The following is an 18,296-nucleotide window of genomic DNA, read 5'->3' as shown; positions in this document are numbered from 1 at the left end:
TGGCCGGGTACGGGCCGCCGGGGCCGGGTCAGGTGCGGACCGCGCCGGTGACCAGCCACCGGCCGCCGCGCGCCCGTACGGCGAGGAAGGCCGCCCGGACCAGCATGAACAGGTTCATGGCCCACCAGAGCGCCGTCAGGCCGCCGCCCAGCACGGGCACGGCCCAGGCCACCGGGGCGAAGACCGCGAGGGTGGCCAGCATCGCCCGGGCCAGGTAGGGGCCGTCCCCGGCGCCCATCAGCACGCCGTCCAGGACGAAGACCACCCCGCCGACCGGCTGGGTGAGCGCGGCCAGCAGCAGGACCTGCGAGAGCTGCTGCTGGACGAGCGGATCCGGGGTGAACAGGGGTACGTACAGCGGACGGGCCAGCACCACCAGCAGGCCGAGCAGCACCCCCGCGCCGATGCCCCACTCGACCATCCGCCGGGTGGCGGCCCTGGTGCCGGGGACGTCCCCGGCACCCAGGTGGCGGCCGATGATCGCCTGACCGGCGATGGCGATGGCGTCCAGGGCGAAGGCGAGGAAGCCCCAGAGGGCCATGGCGATCTGGTGCGCCGCCACCGCGGTGTCGCCGAGCCGGGCGGCCACCGCGGTGGCGACCAGCAGGACCCCGCGCAGGCTCATCGTCCGGACCATCAGCGGCCCCCCGGCCCTGGCGCAGGCCCGGATCCCGGCCGGGTCGGGACGGAGCCCCGCGCCCTCGCGGCGCGCACCGCGCACCACCACCAGCACGTACACGGCGGCCATCGCGGTCTGCGCCAGTACGGTGCCCCAGGCCGAGCCGGCCACGCCGAGGCCGGCGCCGTAGACCAGGCCGAGGTTGAGCAGCAGGTTGGCGGTGAAGCCGCCGATCGCCACCAGCAGCGGGGTGCGGGTGTCCTGGAGGCCGCGCAGCACGCCCGTGGCGGCCAGGACCAGCAGCATCGCCGGTGTCCCCAGGGCGCTGATCCGCAGGTAGGTCACGGCGTACGGGAGGGCGGTGGGGGAGGCGCCCAGGGAGGTGGCCGCCCAGGGCGCCAGCAGCAGCATCAGGGCCACCACGCCGACCGAGAGCAGCAGGGCGAGCCAGATCCCGTCGACACCCTGCTGGACGGCCGCCCTGCGGTCTCCTGCGCCGATCCGGCGGGAGACGGCGGCGGTGGTCGCGTAGGCGAGGAAGACGAAGGTGGCGGTGGCGGTGGTGAGCCCGGCCGAGGCGATGCCGAGACCGGCCAGCTGGGCGGTGCCGAGGTGTCCGACGATGGCGGAGTCGGCCATCAGGAAGAGCGGCTCGGCGACCAGTGCCCCGAACGCCGGGACGGCCAGGGCGAGGATCTCCCGGTCGTGCCGACGGCGGGTGGGGGCAGTTGTCATGCGGACTAGAGTACTCATCCACAGGTAAGTACTGCTAGGCCATTATGTCTATTACTCGAAATCTTGATCGACGGTGGCACCGCTCGGCGGTGGGGGGTGCGGCCCGGGCTGTGTGAAGAATTTCTCATGCACAGCCGGTGGAAAGAGTCGTCGCAGGTCAGCGGGTTGACGGTGGCCGGATTGTGTGGTTATCCACAGTGCTGTCCACAGAGTTGTACACAGGTTTGAGGGGGTTCTCCACAGGAGTGGGCCGTTCATCCACACAGCCTGTGGATAACCATCTTGGCCGATCGCCGTCCGGCCCCTTAGCGTGGTCGTCTGACCGCCGTAGCCACCCGTGCGACACCTCCTGCCCGGCGCCCGAATATCCGGCGCTGTGGCGTATGAAGGGGGATGCGCCACCGGCAAGGCCAGCTCCACTCGCACCACTCGCTGATCGGGGAACACGCTTGACCGGCCCCCAGTACGACGACCACGACGTGCCTCCCCCGCCGGAGGATGACTGGCAGCCGTCCGACGACGCCTTCCCCCCCGGCCCGTTCTCGGACGGGGCCTTCCCCGACGACCCCTTCCCGGACGGACCGGGCGACCGCCTGCCGGCCGGCCGCCGCCGTGCCGACGGCGACGGCGGTCGCGGCGAGGGTGGCAAGGGCGGCTTCCAGAAGGGTGGCAGTCAGAAGGGCGGCGACCGCAAGGGCGGCGGCTTCGACCGGAAGAAGCGCGACGACGCCCAGGACGAGGGCCGCTCCGGTGTGGACGGCTTCGAGCGCGTCCCCCCGCAGGACCTGGCGGCCGAGCAGTCGGTCCTCGGCGGCATGCTGCTCTCCAAGGACGCCATCGCCGACGTCGTCGAGGTGCTCAAGCCCGCCGACTACTACCGGCCGGCCCATGAGCTGATCCACGGTGCGATCCTCGACCTCTACGCCAGGGGCGAGCCGGCGGACCCGATCACCGTCGCCGGTGAGCTCACCAAGCGCGGCGAGCTCGTCCGGGTCGGCGGTGCCTCGTACCTGCACACCCTGGTCAACTCCGTACCGACCGCCGCCAACGCCGAGTACTACGCCCAGATCGTCCACGAGCGCGCCGTGCTGCGCCGGCTGGTCGAGGCCGGTACCCGGATCGCCGGCATGGGCTACGCCGCCGAGGGCGACGTCGACGAGATCGTCAACGCCGCCCAGGCGGAGATCTACGCCGTCACCGAGCAGCGCACCAACGAGGACTACGCCCCGCTCGCCGACATCATGGAGGGGGCCCTCGACGAGATCGAGGCGATCGGCTCCCGGCAGGGCCAGATGTCGGGTGTCCCCACCGGCTTCGCCGACCTGGACGCGCTCACCAACGGTCTGCACCCCGGGCAGATGATCGTCATCGCGGCCCGTCCCGCCATGGGTAAGTCGACGCTGGCGCTGGACTTCGCCCGCGCCTGCTCGATCCACAACAACCTGCCGAGCGTGATCTTCTCGCTCGAAATGGGGCGCAACGAGATCGCGATGCGTCTGCTCTCCGCCGAGGCCCGGGTCGCGCTGCACCACATGCGCTCCGGCAACATGACCGACGACGACTGGACCCGGGTCGCCCGTCGGATGCCCGACGTCACCAACGCCCCCCTCTACATCGACGACTCGCCGAACCTGTCGATGATGGAGATCCGGGCCAAGTGCCGCCGCCTCAAGCAGCGCAACGAGCTCAAGCTCGTCGTCATCGACTACCTCCAGCTGATGCAGTCGGGCGGCTCCCGCCGGGCCGAGAGCCGCCAGCAGGAGGTCTCCGACATGTCCCGTAACCTCAAGCTGCTCGCCAAGGAGCTGGAGCTCCCGGTCATCGCGCTCTCCCAGCTGAACCGTGGCCCCGAGCAGCGTACGGACAAGAAGCCGATGGTCTCGGACCTCCGCGAGTCCGGCTCCATCGAGCAGGACGCCGACATGGTCATCCTGCTCCACCGCGAGGACGCCTACGAGAAGGAGTCCCCCCGGGCCGGCGAGGCCGACCTGATCGTCGCCAAGCACCGTAACGGTCCCACCGCCACCATCACGGTCGCCTTCCAGGGTCACTACTCCCGCTTCGTCGACATGACGCGCGACGTGACCTGAGGCGTCGTAGGGTCTCGAACTCCCTTCCGGAATCCCGGGTCCGATGTCCGGCCGGGGGTCGGGTGCGATTTGGTCCCGGGGTTCGCGGGTCAAGGCATCGCTTGTTCGAGTGGGCCGCCGAAGGGAGGCCGGACCGTCCGGCCGTGTGTGACGGCGCGCCCGCTCCGGCCCGGTCGCAGCACGGCCCGGTCCCGGCGCCGGGGCGATCAGCGCCCGCGGGCGAGGTGCTCGGGCACCCGGTGCGGCACCGGACGGTGAACGTCCTGCGCCACCTCCGGCTCACGCCGGACGGGGCCCACGCACCGGCCGCCCGGCTGCGGGCAGAAGCCGCCGAAGCGCACACGGTCGACGCCGCCCGGGGCGAGGCGTACGGCCTGCCGGTCAGCCTGTACCGGGCGGACGTCCCGAACCTGTCCCCGACGAGTCCGACTGCCCCCGCGCGCGGACGGTACGGCGGTGGTCGCCGTGCGCCGATGGGCGAAGTGGCTTTTCCGGCAGCCGAGTTCGGGGCGGTCGGGGCGGGCGGCGGATGATCTGACCGGTAGTCGGGAGCAGGGTGGGGTTCGGCCGGGAGGAGTCAGGTGCTTGACTTCAAGTCGGCGTGAGATCCCATCATGGACGCATGACGAAGACGAACCAACAGGCGCGCCGGAAGGCACTGACCGATTCGGCCGAACTCGCCATGCTGCGCGAACTGTTGGGCGCGTACGTGGAACGCGACGCGGTGGCGAAGCTGATCGACCGCTACCTGGCCGGCCTGGACGCCCGGGTCCACGACGAGGAGTGGGCCAGGTCGCTGTTCACCGAGAACGTCCGGCTGGTCTTCCCGGTGGGCACCCGGGAGGGCATCGAGGGGCTGGGGGCGTACCACGCCGAGGTGATGGGGAGGTTCGACCGGACGGTGCACCTCGGCTCGAACTACGGCATCACCGTGCAGGGCGGCCGGGCCGTCTTCCAGTTCAACCTGCTCTGCCTGCACGTCCTCTCGGACGAGCTGCACGCGGAGCGCTCGCTCGCACCGGGGACCACCTTCGAGGTCGCCGGACGGATGTCCGGCGAGGCCGTGCGGACGGCGGCCGGCTGGCGGTTCGACCTGCTCCGGCTGGAGGTGGTCTGGGCCAAGGGCGAACCGCCGGTCCGGACCGGGCCGCCCGGGGACGCCGACGGCGAGGCACGGTCCAGCGACGGCGAGGCGGGGTTCAGAGCGTGACGGTGGCCCGGAAGACCGTGGCGCCGGGGCCACGGAGCCCGGTGTCGGCGCCGGTCGCGGGGAGGAAGGCGGAATCACCGCGGGCCAGCGCCAGGGTGCTGCCGTCGGCGGCGGTGAGCAGGGCGGTGCCCTCCGTGCAGAGCAGGATCTGCGGGGCGTCCCCGGCCAGCCGGCGGGCGGCGCCGCCGAGGACGAAGCGGGAGAGCCGGAACTCGTCGATCGGCACCGGATAGAGCTCCTCGCCGTCGGCGTCGGCCACCGGCCGCAGCACCTCGGGCTTCCCGCCCCGGAAGATCACCACCCGCAGCAGCTCGGGGACGTCCACGTGCTTGGGGGTCAGCCCGCCGCGCAGCACGTTGTCGGAGTTGGCCAGGATCTCGATGCCGAGCCCGCGCAGATAGGCGTGCGGGACGCCCGCGCCGAGGTACAGCGCCTCGCCGGGCCGGAGCCGTACGTAGTTGAGCAGCAGCGCGGCCAGCAGCCCGGTGTCACCCGGGAACTCCCTTGCCGCGTAGGCGTATCCGGCGAACTGGCCGTCGGGCTCGGCCTCGGCGGCCCGCTCGACGGCGGCGGCGACCTCGGCGACGGTGGTCCGCGCGGTGTCGCCGCTCATGGTCAGGATGGTGGCGAGGCTCTGGCTCAGCGCCTCCGACTCGGGCTTGTTGCGCAGGATCTCGACCAGCGGGGTGAGCGCGGCGACGCCCAGGGACTGCAGCAGATCGGCCGCCTCGGACGGGGTCCGGAAACCGCACAGACCCTCGAACTCGCCGAGGGCGCAGATCAGTTCGGGCTTGTGGTTGGCATCCTTGTAGTTGCGGTGCGGGGCCTCGATCGGCACCCCGCGGGCCTCCTCGTCGGCGAACCCGGCCCTGGCCTGGGCCGGATCGGGATGCGCCTGGATGGAGAGCGGCGTGCCGGCGGCGAGCACCTTGAGCAGGAACGGCAGATCGGGACCGAACTTGGCGACGGTCGCGGCGCCGAGCTCGCGCTGCGGGTCCGCCGCGATCAGCGCCGCGAGTGAACGGCTGCCCTCGCCGCGATCCACCCGGGAGGGTGAACCGGGGTGCGCCCCCATCCACAGCTCGGCCTGCGGCTCACCGGTCGCCTCCTGCCCGAGCAGCTCCGGGATCGCGGTGACCGAACCCCAGGCGTACGGGCGGACGGTGTTGACGAGCCTGTCCATGTGCGCGGTCCTGCCTGTTCTGTGGGGCGTCCGGTCGGTGGCGTGTCCGGTCGGGTGGGGCGGTCGGTAGGGGGTGGGAGAACCGACCCTAGCCGACCCGGGATACCGGTTCACCAGCTCCGGGAGACGGTCCGGTGAACAGCCGGACCGCTCTCCCGAAGCCGGTGCGCCGGGCGTTCCGGGCGGATCCGCAGGCCGGACGGGACGGCGGCGGGGGCGGTCCCGAGCAGCTGCCGACCGCCGTTTGCCGGGCGGCCCACGGGTGTTCAGGTTGGGCTAAGAGACTACCCGGCGAGGGGATCTCCATCGGGATTCCTCCGAGCCCTGGCAGTCGGCGGACTCACTGTGCCGAGGTAGCATGCGCATCCTTGACCTCTTCATACGTGTGGGCCCATACACCAACTCGCGCACTGCCGATCCGGCCTCCGGGCCGCGGGCTCGCTGTTTATTCCAGCTGCTTCGAAAGGCACAGACGTGACTGCCCCTGAGGAGAGCACCTTCGCCGATCTCGGCCCGGTGCTGGTGATCATCCCGACCTACAACGAGGTCGAGAACGTCGAGCGGATCGTCTCCCGGGTGCGGGCCGCCGTCCCCGAGACCCACGTGCTGGTGGCCGACGACAACAGCCCCGACGGGACGGGCGACCTCGCCGACAAGATCGCCGCCGAGGACGACCACGTCCACGTGCTGCACCGCAAGGGCAAGGAAGGACTCGGCGCCGCCTACCTCGCCGGCTTCCGCTGGGGCATCGACAACGGCTACGACGTCCTGGTCGAGATGGACGCCGACGGTTCCCACCAGCCCGAGGAACTCCCCCGCCTGCTCACCGCCCTGCGCGGCTCCGACCTCGTCCTCGGCTCCCGCTGGGTCCCCGGCGGGAAGATCGTCAACTGGCCCAGGTCCCGCGTCCTGCTCTCCCGCGGCGGCTCCACCTACTCCCGCCTGATGCTCGACGTCCCGCTGCGCGACGTCACCGGCGGCTACCGCGCCTTCCGCAAGGAGACCCTGCTCGGCCTCGGGATGGACCAGGTCGCCTCGGCCGGCTACTGCTTCCAGGTCGACCTCGCCTGGCGCGCCGTCAAGGCCGGCTTCAAGGTCACCGAGGTCCCCATCACCTTCATCGAACGCGAACTCGGCGCCTCCAAGATGAGCCGCAACATCGTCGTCGAGGCACTCCTGCGCGTCACCGCCTGGGGCATCGAAACCCGCCTCCAGCAGCTCACCGGCAAGAAGAAGTAACAGCCGTACCGGCCGAGTTGGCATCGGCGACCGGCATCGGACGTTTCGGTCGCCGGCGAAGCGTTCCACCCTTACGGTGCCGTCATGACCAAAGCGAAGCCCCGTTGGTGGGACGCCCTGTTGCTGCTGGCCCTGATCTGGGGCAGCAGCTTCCTCTTCGTCAAGGTCGCGGTCCGGGTGATGCCACCCGGTTACGTGGCGCTGGCGCGGATGGCGGTCGGCGCCGTGACGCTGCTCCTCGTCCTGGCCGCGACCGGGCAGCGGCTGCCGCGCGGCCGGGCGGTCTGGGGCCACTCGGCAGTGACCGCCCTGCTCGTGAACGTCGCCCCCTTCACCCTGTTCTCCTGGGGGGAGCAGCACGTCTCCTCGGTGCTGGCCGGGATCTTCAACGCCACCACCCCGGTGCTGGCGATGCTGGTGGCCGCGGTCCTGCTGCCGGACGAGCGCCCGGACCGCCGGCGCCTGGTGGGCCTGCCGATCGGCTTCGCCGGGGTCCTGGTGGTGCTCGGGGTCTGGCGCGGCGCCGACGGGCAGAGCCTGGCCGGCCAGCTGGCCTGTCTGGCCGCGGCCGCCTGCTACGCGCTCGGCTTCCCCTACGCCAAGCGGACCCTGGCAGGGCGTCCCGAGTCCACGGTGGCGCTGTCGGCGGTCCAGGTCCTCCTGGGGACGGCCGAGGGGGCCGTGGTGGCGCCGCTGCTCTCGGGCGGACTGCCGACCGACCCCGGCCGCTGGTGCACGCCGCCCGTGATCGGCTCGGTGCTCGCGCTCGGCGCGCTGTGCACCGGGGTCGCGTACCCGCTGAACTACCGGGTCATCCGCCGGGCCGGCGCGGTGGCGGCCACCATGGTGTCGTACCTGATGCCGCTGGTCGCGGTGGTGGCGGGCGTGCTGCTGCTCGACGAGCGGGTGACCTGGAACCAGCCGGTGGGAGCGCTGGTGGTGCTGCTCGGGGTGGCCGTCGCGCAGGGCGTGCTGCGGCGCGGCGGGGCGGGCCGGGCGCCGGTGGGTCCGGCGCCGGGGGAGCAGGTGTCCGGGGAGCCGGCACCGGCGGGTCCGGTGGGTGAGGAGGTGCCGGGGCGGTCATCCGCCTGACAGGACGGGGAACGCCGGGTACCGTGCGCAGCGGGCCTGGGAGGGGAGTCCGAGGGCCGGGGGGACGGCGGGCCGGGCGTGACGTGGTTGATCACTCACCTGGGCGCGCCTACCCGGCAGTCGTTCGCCGTTGCTTCCAAGCTGGTACCGCACGAGGCCCGGAACGGGCCCCGCCACACCGACCAGGGAGCAGATGTGACGCCGTCCCCGTCCGACCAGACCGGAGCCCCGCCGGGCGACCGAGGCACGGGGATCCCAGCCGCCCGTCCGCTCCGGATCGAGGTCTTCACCGGCCCGGAGAGCGGCTTCTTCGCCACCTCCACCCTGATCATGGGCGAGCAGACCGCGATCCTGATCGACGCCCAGCTCACCCGCAGCGCCGGCCGCGAACTCGCCGAGTGGATCGCGGGCAAGCAGCGCCAGCTGCTGGCCGTCGTGATCACGCATCAGCATCCCGACCACTACTTCGGCGCCGAGGAGGTGCTGAAGCTCTTCCCCAAGGCCCAGCTGCTGGCCGCCCCGCCGGTGGTGGAGGCGATCGCCCGGACCGCCGCCGCCAAGGTCGCCCAGTGGAAGCCGGTGTACGGCGACGACATCCCCGACCACCCGCTGCTGCCCGCGCCGCTGCTGCCGCAGCCGCTGATGGTCGACCGGCAGCTGATCCGGGTCCTGCACCTCGGCCAGGGCGACTGCGCGGACTCCACCCTGGTCTACATCCCCAGTGCCCGGACGGTCGTCGCGGGCGACTTCGCCTACCACGGCACCCATGTCTGGACGGCCGACACCGACGAGGGCCAGCGCCTGGACTGGGCCCACAACCTGGCCAGGATCGCCGACCTGGACGTCGACCGGGTGATCGCCGGGCACCGCGCACCGGGGTACGACGACGACGCGATCCGCGTCCTCGCCTTCACCGGCGAGTACCTGCAGGACTTCGACCGTGCCCTGGCCGAGCACCCCGGCGACCCCGAGGCCCTCGCCGCCGCGGTGAACGAGCGCTACGGCGGACTGACCCTCCCGGTGATCCTGGAGCTCGGCGCGGCCGCCAACACCGCCCGCCTCGCCGCGGCCCCGGCGGAGACCGGTGAGCCGGTCGGGACGGTCGGGCCGGACGAGCCCCACGACGAGAGCGGGATCGTCGAGGCCGAGATCGTCGACGAGCCCTGAGCCCCTGCCCGCCGGGCTCCTCCGGACGGGGCTCCTCCGGACGGGGCGCTTCCGCGCGTTGGCCACCGGCGGATACTGGCGGCATGACGGCGTACGACGCGATGGTGCTGGCCGGTGGTTCCGCCCGCAGGTTCGGCGGGGCGGACAAGCCCGCCCTGGAGGTCGGCGGACAGCCCCTGCTCGACCGGGTGCTCGCCGCCTGCGCGGACGCCGCCACGACGGTGGTGGTCGGCCCGTCCAGGGACACCGCGCGCGCCGGGGTGACCTGGACCCGTGAGCAGCCGCCCGGCGGCGGCCCCGTCGCGGCCGTCGCCGCCGGGCTCGGGCGGATCACCGCCGACCGCGTCCTGCTGCTCGCCGCCGATCTGCCCTTCCTCGACCGGCCGACGGTCGGGCGGCTGCTCGCGGCGCTGGACGGGACCGGGGGCGACGGCGCCCTGCTGGTCGACGCGGCGGGTCGGGACCAGCCGCTGGCCGCCGCCTACCGCACCGCCGCGCTGCGGCGCGCGCTGGCGGACCTCGGCGATCCTGACGGGCTGCCGCTGCGCCGCCTGCTCGCCCCGCTGGACGTCGTACGGCTGGCCGATCCGCAGGGGGTGGCGTACGACTGCGACACCTGGGAGGAGCTCGCGCAGGCCCGGGAGCGGGAGCGCGCCGAGCGGCACACGGACCGGTAGCGGCCACCGGCTGCGGTCCACCGGCTGCGGGGCGGCGGACGGGCGGGCACGTGCTCACCGGGCGCCGACGGTGCCGGTGAGCGAAACGACTCGCGCTGCTGACCGGCCGGGGATCCCGGCGGCCGCCGGATCGTGCAGCATGGGCCCTATGGAGCGCACGCTGGATGACTGGATCGCCGAGGTCGGCACCGAGCTGGGGATCGACCTGGAGGTGGATGTGCGGGGCCTGCTGGACCTCGCCCGGGTGGTCGCGCACGGGGTGGACCGTCCGGCGGCCCCGCTGACCACCTTCCTGATCGGCTACGCCGCCGCGCAGCAGGGCGGCGGGCCGCAGGCGGTCGCCGAGGCCGCCGCCCGTGCCGGTGCGCTGGCCGAACGGTGGGCCGCGGCGGCATCCGCCGAAGCCGGTGGCGATGGCGAGCCGGGGACGGGGACGGCGTGAGCGCGCTGACCGACGTGCCCGAGGCGGCCGGCAGCGTGCGGACGGGCGGCGGATCCGACGCCGGTACCGCCGCTGCGCCGCTCTGCCACGGCGGGTGGCCGCAGGCGCGCCGCGCTGCCCGGCTGGCGGTCCGCGGCCCCCTGCCCGAGGTGACCGTCGAACTGGCCGAGGCCCTCGGCTGCACGCTGGCGGTGCCGCTGGCCGCACTCACCGACCTGCCCGCCTTCGACACCTCCGCGATGGACGGCTGGGCGGTCGCCGGCCCCGGCCCCTGGCACACCTCGGGCCGGATCCTGGCGGGCGACCCGGTCGACCTCCCGGCCGGTCCGGGCGCACCGGCGGGGCCCGGTGGGCGGGCGGCGTCCGACAGCGGGGAGGGCGGGCCCACCGGGAGCCCTCGGACCGTGCTCGCCGACGGCGCGGCAGTGGAGATCGCGACCGGGGCGCAGGTCCCGGCCGGGGCGACCGGTGTCCTGCGACGGGAACACGCTCGGATCGACCGGGGGCTGCTGTACCCGCGGTACGACGTGGCGCCCGGGCAGGACGTCCGTCCGCGCGGGCAGGAGTGCCGGCGGGGTGAGCCGTTGCTGCCCGCCGGTACGCCCGTCACCGCGGCGGTGCTCGGGCTGGCCGCCGCCTGTGGCCACGACCGGCTCGCGGTGCGCCGCCGTCCGACCGTCGAACTGCTGCTGCTCGGGGACGAGTTGATCGACTCCGGGGTTCCGGAGGGCGGACTGGTCCGGGACGCGCTCGGCCCGCTGCTGCCGCCCTGGCTGGCGGCTTCGGGTGCGGAGCTGGTCGGTTGCCGTCGGGTCGGGGACGACTTCGCACTGCTCCGGGACGCCGTACGGCTCTCGCCCGCCGACGTCGTGATCACCACGGGCGGCACCGCGGCGGGGCCGGTGGACTTCCTGCACGACGCGCTGACGGCGGTCGGGGCCCGGTTGCTGGTCGATGGGGTCGCGGTCCGCCCCGGGCACCCGATGCTGCTGGCCGAACTCCCCGGCGGCCGCCGCCTGGTGGGCCTGCCCGGCAACCCGCTCGCCGCCGTCGCGGGGACGGTCACGCTCGCACTCCCGCTGCTGCACGCGCTCTCCGGGCGGCCGGCGGAGGTTCCCCGACTTGCCGTCGCTGCAAGGGACTTCCCTGGGCACCCCGATGACACCAGGTTGCTGCCGGTGGTCCGGACCGAGCAGGGCGTCGTGCCGCTGGTCTTCGACGGGCCCGCGATGCTCCGGGGGCTGGCCCTGGCCGAGGCGCTCGCCGTGGTCCCGCCGGGTGGGGTGCGGCCGGGCGGCCGGGTGGAGCTGCTGGCGGCGCCGTAGGCGCCCGGCCGCCCGGCGGGCCCTGAGGTCAGCCGGCGGCGGCGCGCTTGATGGTGATGATGCGGTCGGTGAGGTGCAGGGTGGCGGCCTCGGGGTCGGTGTAGTTGAGGACCCTGCGGCCCCGGACCACGGCGAGGACCAGGTCGGCGCACTCCCGGGGGCTGTGGCCGGCCTCCGCCCGGGTGACGGGGCGTTCGACCAGGTCGAGGCCGGTGCCGTAGGTCAGCAGGTCCTCCATGACCGCCCCGGCGTGCGGGCTGAGCATTGACAGGCCGAGCAGCCGCCCGGCCGAACTGGAGCTGGTGACCACCACGTCGGCGCCGCTCTGCCGGAGCAGCGGGGCGTTCTCGTCCTCGCGGACGGCCGCGACCACGGTGGCGCCCTTGTTGAGCTGACGTGCGGTCAGGGTGACCAGCGCGGCCGTGTCGTCGCGCTCGGGGGCCACCACCACCCTCGCGGCCCTGGGGAGTTCGGCCCTGAGCAGGGTCTCGGTGCGGGTCGCGTCGCCGACCACGCCGACCAGCCCGTCCAGGGTGGCCTGTTCGATCGCCTTGTGCTGCGGGTCCACCACGACGATGGCGTCCTTGCGCACGCCCTGCCCGAGCAGGGTGTGGACGGCGCTGCGGCCCTTGGTGCCGTATCCCACGACGACGGTGTGCTCGCGCACGATGGACCTCCAGCGTCCGATCCGCCACTGCTGGCGGGTCCGTTCGGTGAGCACCTCGAGGGTGGTGCCGACCAGGATGATCAGGAAGAGGACGCGCAACGGCGTGATCACCAGGATGTTGGTGAGCCGGGCGGCGTCGCTGACCGGGGTGATGTCGCCGTACCCGGTGGTGGAGAGGGTGACGGTGGCGTAGTACGCGGCGTCGAGCAGGCTCACCGTCCCGTCCGCGTTGTCGTGGTAGCCGGCTGCGTCGAGCCGGACGATCAGCGTGGTGGCGGCCAGCACGGCCAGCGCCACCAGCAGCCGTCGGGCGACCTGCCGCAGCGGGGGGACGCTCCGCCGGGCGGGCAGCGCGATGTGGCGGCCCGGGTCCGGATCGGCGCGGGCGGCGGAGGCGGCGTGGGCGGCGCGGGCGGCGCGACCCCGGGGGTCCGGCGGATCCTGCGGGGTCCGGAAGCGTGGGAGCCGACGGCCTGGCTTGGTCGAGCGATCACCAGTCACGGCACCAAGCATGCGTGCTCCCCGGCCCGGACACGTCCGTCGACCTGCTGTGTGTCGACCGCGTGCGGCCAACTCCGGCTCGGTGCGCGGCCGGTCGGGCGTCGAGCCGGGCCCGCCCCGGCGGCGGGACGGCCGCTGCGCCGGTGCAGTGCCGGAGCGACGGCGCCGCCGGTCCGGAAAGCAGTCGGGCGCAGTCGGAGGCGCCGGCGGTCACGGTGGTCCCGGGGCGGTTCGGCGCCTGGTGCCGGTCGGTGTGACGCCTGCTGCTCCCCGGCATCGGGTCACCGGGGCACGGCCGCGCCGATCGCCAGCCGTCGTGTGGCCTTCCGGGAGTTCGCCGACGCGGACCGGCGGTCCAAGGCCGACGCGGACCGGCGGTCCAGGCGGCTCTGGTGGCCGTGTGCGGCGCCCGCCGGTCCGGTGACCGGGTCGGCCGCCCGCAGGTCGTCCGGCAAACCGCCGATCTCGGCGGTGTCTCGCAGTAGCGTCGTCGGCATGTATGCGATCACGATTCCTGAGCCCGGCGGTCCGGAAGCGCTGACCTGGGCGGAGGTGCCGGACCCGGTGCCCGCGGCGGGTGAGGTGCTGGTCGAGGTGGCGGCCACCGCCGTCAACCGGGCCGACCTGTTGCAGCGCCAGGGCTTCTACGACCCGCCCGAGGGCGCATCGCCGTACCCCGGTCTCGAGTGCGCGGGACGGATCGTCGCGCTCGGTGCGGGCGTGGCCGGCTGGGCGGTCGGGGACGAGGTGTGCGCCCTGCTCAGCGGCGGCGGTTACGCCGAACGGGTGGCGGTGCCGGTCGGGCAGCTGCTGCCCCTGCCGAAGGGGCTCGGCCCGACGGACGCCGCCGCGCTGCCCGAGGTGGTCGCCACGGTCTGGTCGAACCTGTTCATGGTGGCCCACCTGCGTCCGGCCGAGACGGTGCTGCTGCACGGCGGTGCGAGCGGTATCGGCACGATGGCCATCCAGCTCGCCAAGGCGGTCGGCGCCCGGGTGCTGGTCACTGCGGGCAGTCCCGAAAAGCTGGCCCGCTGCGCCGAGTTGGGGGCGGACGTCGGTATCGACTACCGGCGGCAGGATTTCGTGGAGGCGGTCCGCGAGGCCACCGGTGGTGCCGGTGCGGACGTGATCCTCGACATCATGGGTGCCAAGTACCTCCAGCGGAACGTGGACGCGCTGGCGACCAACGGCCGCCTGGTGATCATCGGTCTCCAGGGCGGCACCAAGGGTGAGCTGGACCTCAACACGCTGCTGAAAAAACGCGCCGCCGTGGCCGCCACCAGCCTGCGCGGCCGTCCGATCGCGGAGAAGGCGGCGATCGTGGCGGCGGTCCGCGAGCACGTCTGGCCGTTGATCGAGGCCGGGGTGGTCAAGCCCGTGGTGGACCGGGTGCTGTCGTTGGCCGAGGCCGCCGAGGCGCACCGGGTCGTCGAGGCGAGCCGGCAGGTCGGCAAGGTCGTCCTCAAGGTCTGAGCGGCAGGGGGTCCCGCCCCGGGGCAAGGCGGGGCCCCGCGTCGTCGGCCGCGCCCCCGGCGCGCATCTGCGCCCGCGCCCGCCCCGGCGCGCCGCTGTGCCCCCGTGCTCCCGCGTTGCTCGGAAGCGGACGGGCTGCCGGCCTGCTGAGCTGCTGGAACCGGCAGGGCGCTGCGCAATCGGGTTCCGAAATGCCCGATATGCCGGAATATGTGAGGCTGGTCCGGAGCTGTCCCGCCGCCGGTCGCGTCCCGAGCGCGGCCGGCCGTCGGAAGGACCTCCGTCCGTGGCCGCACTTACCCACGCGTTCTCCGCGCTCTGCGCCGCTCTGCCGTCCTGTTGTGCCGCACCGCGGCAGTGGGCCGCGGTCGCCGCCACCGGGCTGGCCGTTCCGCTGCTGCTGGCGGGCCCGGCCCCGGCGGTGGGCGGTGGGGCCGGTGCGTCCCATGCGGCGGGGTCGACGGGGACGGCATCCCTGCGGCCGGCGGCCTCGGCCCCGGCCACCCAGGGCGCCGTCCAGGGCGTTCCGCAGCCGGTGGTGCCGACGGGGTTGGTGGAGGGCGCCGTGCCGTCGGCGCCCTCCGGTCCGCCCACGGCGGCTGGGACGGCCGTCGCCGTGCCCCCGGCGTCCGAGACCCGGGCGGCCACCGTGTCGCCGCCGCCCCCGGCGGGGAGCGCGACCCCGGTGGCCGGCGACCAGGGGACTGTCGGCCAGGGGGCTGCCGCCGTGCCAGGCCGGTCGGCCCCGCCGTCGGCCCCCGCCTCACCCGAGCCCCCGCCCGGGTCCGCCACCGTGCCCGGTCCGCCCGTGGCGGCTCCCACGGAGGATCCGGCAGCCGCCCAGCCCGGTGAGTCGACCGCCTGGCCGCCGGAGGAGGGATCCGCCGCCGACAGCACCACCGGCTCGGGCCGCCCGAGGTGGGGGGCGTCCTGGGGAGGTTCCCGCGGCGGTCCGCCGTGGGCGGCGCCGGCCCGCGGCTGGCCCTGGGGCGGACCCCGGCACCGGGCCCCCGCCCACCGGCCCGGCGGCTCGGAGGAGGACGACGGCGCGGGTTCCGCCGGGCCGGAGGTGTCGCCGGGCGGACCGCAGGAGCCGGAGGCCGCCGAGGAGCCGCCGGAGGCCGGTGCGGGCGATCCGGTGCCGCTCGCGCAGGGCCGGGGCACCGGCGAACTGGCCGGGCCGATCCGGTGGACGGACCCGTCCAACCTCCAGTTCCCGCTCGGAGCCGGGCTGACCATGATCGGCTGCGGTCTGGCGCTGATCGGGATGCGGTTGCGCGGTCGTTGAGCACGGGGCGGGCGTCCCGCCGCCGCTGACATGAGGTCAGGTGGTCGGGCGGCCCGTCCCGGCGGGGCATCATGGTCAGTCAGTTGACCCTCTCGCTGCCCGAAGCATATGAAGGAGCTATGACGAAGCCGATGAACGAAGGGCCGCAGCCGGAGTCGTACCAGGCGTCGGCCCAGGGAGCGGACGAGGGCCCGAAGGTCCTGATCGTCGGCCCGGACGGCATGCCCATCGGTGCGGTCCCCGGCGGTGGCACGGGCCGGTTCGGCGAGGGCGAGGGCGTCGAGCCCCGGGAGCTGCCGGTGACCGAGATGGTCGAGCAGCCGGCCAAGGTCATGCGCATCGGCAGCATGATCAAGCAGCTGCTCGAGGAGGTCAGGGCGGCGCCCCTGGACGAGGCCAGCCGGGCCCGGCTGAAGGACATCCACGCCAGCTCGATCAAGGAACTGGAACTGGGCCTGGCCCCCGAACTGGTCGAGGAGCTGGAGCGGCTCTCGCTGCCCTTCACCGAGGACTCCATCCCCACCGAGGCCGAGCTGCGGATCGCCCAGGCCCAGCTGGTGGGCTGGCTGGAGGGGCTGTTCCACGGGATCCAGACCGCGCTGTTCGCCCAGCAGATGGCCGCGCGGGCGCAGCTGGAGCAGATGCGGCGGGCGCTGCCGCCGGGGAGTCACGGCGCCGAGCCGGACGACGAGGAGCCCATGCCCGGTCGCGGCATCCGCTCGGGTCCGTACCTGTAGACCGGAAGTCGAAGCGCGCCGGGGCACCGGGAGCGGCGCGGGTGGCCGGGTACCTCCCTACCGGGCTGCCCGCGCCGCTGTGCGGGCCGCCGGGTGCCGCCCGGCGGTGGCGGACCGGGCGGGGGCGCCCCTGTACCCCGTTGTGTGGTGGTTTGCCGATACCCTGGCCCGTGTCGTCGGCCCCGGCCGCCGACCCGGGCCGGTGGCCGAGCGGGCCGCGGACGCCGTGCGTGCGTGCGGTACGGCCCCCAGTCGGGCCTCGCGCCCGGACGAGACGATGCGGCTGCGGACCGACGCGCCGAGGGGGAGCAGATGACCATGAGCGAGGACGGCACCGCTTCGGGCGCGCCTGCGGCGGGTTCCTCCCTGGGCCACGGCCGGTACGTGCTGCGGAGCCTGCTCGGGCAGGGCGGCATGGCGTCGGTGCACCTGGCGCACGACACGGTGCTGGACCGCCAGGTCGCGGTGAAGACGCTGCACACCGAGCTCGGCCGCGAGGACTCCTTCAAGCTGCGGTTCCGCCGTGAGGCGCAGGCGGTCGCCAGGCTCCAGCACATCAACATCGTGTCGGTCTTCGACAGCGGCGAGGACGTCGGCCCGGACGGTTCGGTGACCCCGTACATCGTCATGGAGTACGTCGAGGGCAAGGCGCTGCGCGACGTGCTCAACGAGTCGATCGCGCAGTACGGCGCGATGCCGGTCGAGCAGGCGCTGAAGCTGACCGCCGCCGTGCTGTCGGCGCTGGAGGCCTCGCACGACCAGGGGCTGGTGCACCGCGACATCAAGCCGGGCAACGTCATGGTGAGCACCAAGGGCGTCGTCAAGGTGATGGACTTCGGCATCGCGCGGGCGCTGCAGTCCGACGTGACCTCGATGACCCAGACCGGCATGGTGGTCGGCACCCCGCAGTACCTCTCGCCCGAGCAGGCGCTCGGCAAGAGCGTGGACGCGCGGTCCGACCTGTACTCGGTGGGCTGCATGCTCTTCGAGCTGCTCACCGGCAGCCTGCCGTTCGACGGGGACACCGCCTTCTCGATCGCGTACAAGCACGTCCAGGAGGAGCCCCCGGCGCCGTCCACGCTGAACCGGGCGGTGTCGCCCGCGGTGGACGAGCTGGTGGCCCGGGCGCTGCGCAAGGAGGCGGACCACCGGTTCCCGAGCGCGGACGCGATGCGCACGGAGGTCGAGCGGATCGCGTCGGGGACGCCGGGCGGTGGCGGCCCGCTGCAGGCGAGCACCCCGCTGGTGATCGGCGAGGGGCCGCGCTCGGTGCACGCCGCGCCGTCGCTGGCCGGCTTCCCGCAGGTGCAGCCGCAGCCGTACCCCTCCTTCCCGCAGTCGCAGCAGCAGCCGCAGCAGCAACCGCCTCAGTACCAGCAGACGCCGCCGACCCCGCAGCCGTTCCCGCAGGTGCCGCCGCACCTGCAGCAGCAGCCGCCGGCGTACCAGCAGACCCCGACCCCGTTCCCGCCGCAGTACGGGACGCCGACGCCGTTCCCGCAGCAGGCGCCGACCCCGCAGCCGTTCCCGCAGCAGGCGCCGCACACCCCGCCGCCGTACGCGGCGCCGCAGCCGCAGCCGTTCGCGCCGGGTCCGGCGAACAAGAGCGGCAACGGGTGCGGGACGGCGATGGTGGTGATCGGTGTGATCATCGGCCTGATCGTGCTGGCGGTGATCATCGTCGGCATCGTGGTGGCCAAGCAGGAGAAGAAGAAGCTGGAGCCGTACGGCACTACCACGGGCTCCGGCTCGCTGTCCGTGGTCGTACTCGATCAAGGTCGGAACAGCATGGTCTGAACCGTATTGCCAGATCTGCGGTTCCACGGTCGGCGCGCCGAAGCTGTAGCGTTC

The 18,296-nt window shown here is 74.0% G+C and carries 15 protein-coding genes and 2 pseudogenes; 13 read left to right on the top strand and 4 right to left on the bottom strand.

The features are described 5' to 3' along the window. Positions 1-28 precede the first annotated feature (28 nt). A complete protein-coding gene (locus ACFC1R_RS01940) occupies positions 29-1,354 on the bottom strand; it encodes an MATE family efflux transporter (RefSeq protein ID WP_375931109.1) in 1,326 nt (441 codons plus the stop codon). A 593-nt stretch (positions 1,355-1,947) separates the two neighbouring features. Here ACFC1R_RS01940 and dnaB point away from each other — a divergent pair. The 3 genes from dnaB (at position 1,948) to ACFC1R_RS01925 (ending at position 4,654) form a co-directional block, all read left to right on the top strand. After that, positions 1,948-3,444, top strand: a complete 1,497-nt coding sequence (gene dnaB, locus ACFC1R_RS01935; RefSeq protein WP_375931620.1) for a replicative DNA helicase — start codon at positions 1,948-1,950, stop codon at positions 3,442-3,444. Between the two features lie 239 nt (positions 3,445-3,683). Then, positions 3,684-3,977 (top strand): hypothetical protein, encoded by a 294-nt coding sequence (locus ACFC1R_RS01930; RefSeq protein ID WP_375931106.1) that lies wholly within the window; start codon positions 3,684-3,686, stop codon positions 3,975-3,977. Between the two features lie 89 nt (positions 3,978-4,066). Further along, a complete protein-coding gene (locus ACFC1R_RS01925; protein ID WP_375931104.1) occupies positions 4,067-4,654 on the top strand; it encodes a nuclear transport factor 2 family protein in 588 nt (195 codons plus the stop codon). Here ACFC1R_RS01925 and manA read toward each other — a convergent pair. Then, positions 4,644-5,837: a mannose-6-phosphate isomerase, class I gene (gene manA, locus ACFC1R_RS01920; RefSeq protein ID WP_375931102.1), complete on the bottom strand. Its 1,194-nt coding sequence runs from the start codon at positions 5,835-5,837 to the stop codon at positions 4,644-4,646. The genes ACFC1R_RS01925 and manA overlap by 11 nt on opposite strands. Positions 5,838-6,311: 474 nt before the next feature. On the opposite strand from manA, the gene ACFC1R_RS01915 reads away from it, so the two are divergent. The 6 genes and pseudogenes from ACFC1R_RS01915 to ACFC1R_RS01890 all read left to right on the top strand — a co-directional run bounded on the left by ACFC1R_RS01915 (position 6,312) and on the right by ACFC1R_RS01890 (position 11,779). Then, the gene (locus ACFC1R_RS01915; protein ID WP_375931099.1) at positions 6,312-7,076 is read left to right on the top strand and encodes a polyprenol monophosphomannose synthase; all 765 of its coding nucleotides are present in this window, start codon (positions 6,312-6,314) and stop codon (positions 7,074-7,076) included. Positions 7,077-7,160: 84 nt separating this feature from the next. Next, a complete protein-coding gene (locus tag ACFC1R_RS01910) occupies positions 7,161-8,168 on the top strand; it encodes a DMT family transporter (RefSeq protein ID WP_375931096.1) in 1,008 nt (335 codons plus the stop codon). Positions 8,169-8,363: 195 nt separating this feature from the next. Next, entirely contained in the window at positions 8,364-9,335 is a 972-nt protein-coding gene (locus tag ACFC1R_RS01905) for an MBL fold metallo-hydrolase (RefSeq protein WP_375931093.1), read from the top strand. 83 nt (positions 9,336-9,418) lie between these two features. Then, positions 9,419-9,998: pseudogene (locus ACFC1R_RS01900) on the top strand (molybdenum cofactor guanylyltransferase); the annotation flags it as partial. A 168-nt stretch (positions 9,999-10,166) separates the two neighbouring features. After that, positions 10,167-10,454 (top strand): annotated as a pseudogene (locus ACFC1R_RS01895) (DUF6457 domain-containing protein); the annotation flags it as partial. A 35-nt stretch (positions 10,455-10,489) separates the two neighbouring features. Further along, entirely contained in the window at positions 10,490-11,779 is a 1,290-nt protein-coding gene (locus ACFC1R_RS01890) for a molybdopterin molybdotransferase MoeA (protein ID WP_375931617.1), read from the top strand. Positions 11,780-11,807: 28 nt separating this feature from the next. On the opposite strand, the gene ACFC1R_RS01885 is transcribed toward ACFC1R_RS01890, so the two are convergent. Together ACFC1R_RS01885 and ACFC1R_RS01880 are read right to left on the bottom strand one after the other, a co-directional pair. Then, entirely contained in the window at positions 11,808-12,803 is a 996-nt protein-coding gene (locus ACFC1R_RS01885) for a potassium channel family protein (RefSeq protein ID WP_375931614.1), read from the bottom strand. 425 nt (positions 12,804-13,228) lie between these two features. Continuing rightward, entirely contained in the window at positions 13,229-13,444 is a 216-nt protein-coding gene (locus tag ACFC1R_RS01880) for a hypothetical protein (RefSeq protein WP_375931091.1), read from the bottom strand. On the opposite strand from ACFC1R_RS01880, the gene ACFC1R_RS01875 reads away from it, so the two are divergent. From ACFC1R_RS01875 to ACFC1R_RS01860, 4 genes are all read left to right on the top strand, one after another. Beyond that, positions 13,443-14,420 (top strand): NAD(P)H-quinone oxidoreductase, encoded by a 978-nt coding sequence (locus ACFC1R_RS01875; RefSeq protein WP_375931089.1) that lies wholly within the window; start codon positions 13,443-13,445, stop codon positions 14,418-14,420. The genes ACFC1R_RS01880 and ACFC1R_RS01875 overlap by 2 nt on opposite strands. A 286-nt stretch (positions 14,421-14,706) precedes the next feature. After that, positions 14,707-15,708: a hypothetical protein gene (locus tag ACFC1R_RS01870; RefSeq protein ID WP_375931086.1), complete on the top strand. Its 1,002-nt coding sequence runs from the start codon at positions 14,707-14,709 to the stop codon at positions 15,706-15,708. A 119-nt stretch (positions 15,709-15,827) separates the two neighbouring features. Then, on the top strand, positions 15,828-16,445 hold the full coding sequence (locus ACFC1R_RS01865) for a bacterial proteasome activator family protein (RefSeq protein ID WP_375931083.1): 618 nt from the start codon (positions 15,828-15,830) through the stop codon (positions 16,443-16,445). Positions 16,446-16,763: 318 nt separating this feature from the next. Then, complete coding sequence (locus ACFC1R_RS01860) at positions 16,764-18,242, top strand: protein kinase (protein WP_375931611.1); 1,479 nt, start codon at positions 16,764-16,766, stop codon at positions 18,240-18,242. Positions 18,243-18,296 lie beyond the last annotated feature (54 nt).

The organism is Kitasatospora sp. NPDC056138, from assembly GCF_042264695.1.
GTDB lineage: Bacteria > Actinomycetota > Actinomycetes > Streptomycetales > Streptomycetaceae > Kitasatospora.
The sequence above is the reverse complement of the archived record's forward strand: the minus strand, read 5'-3'. Positions and strand labels throughout refer to the sequence as shown.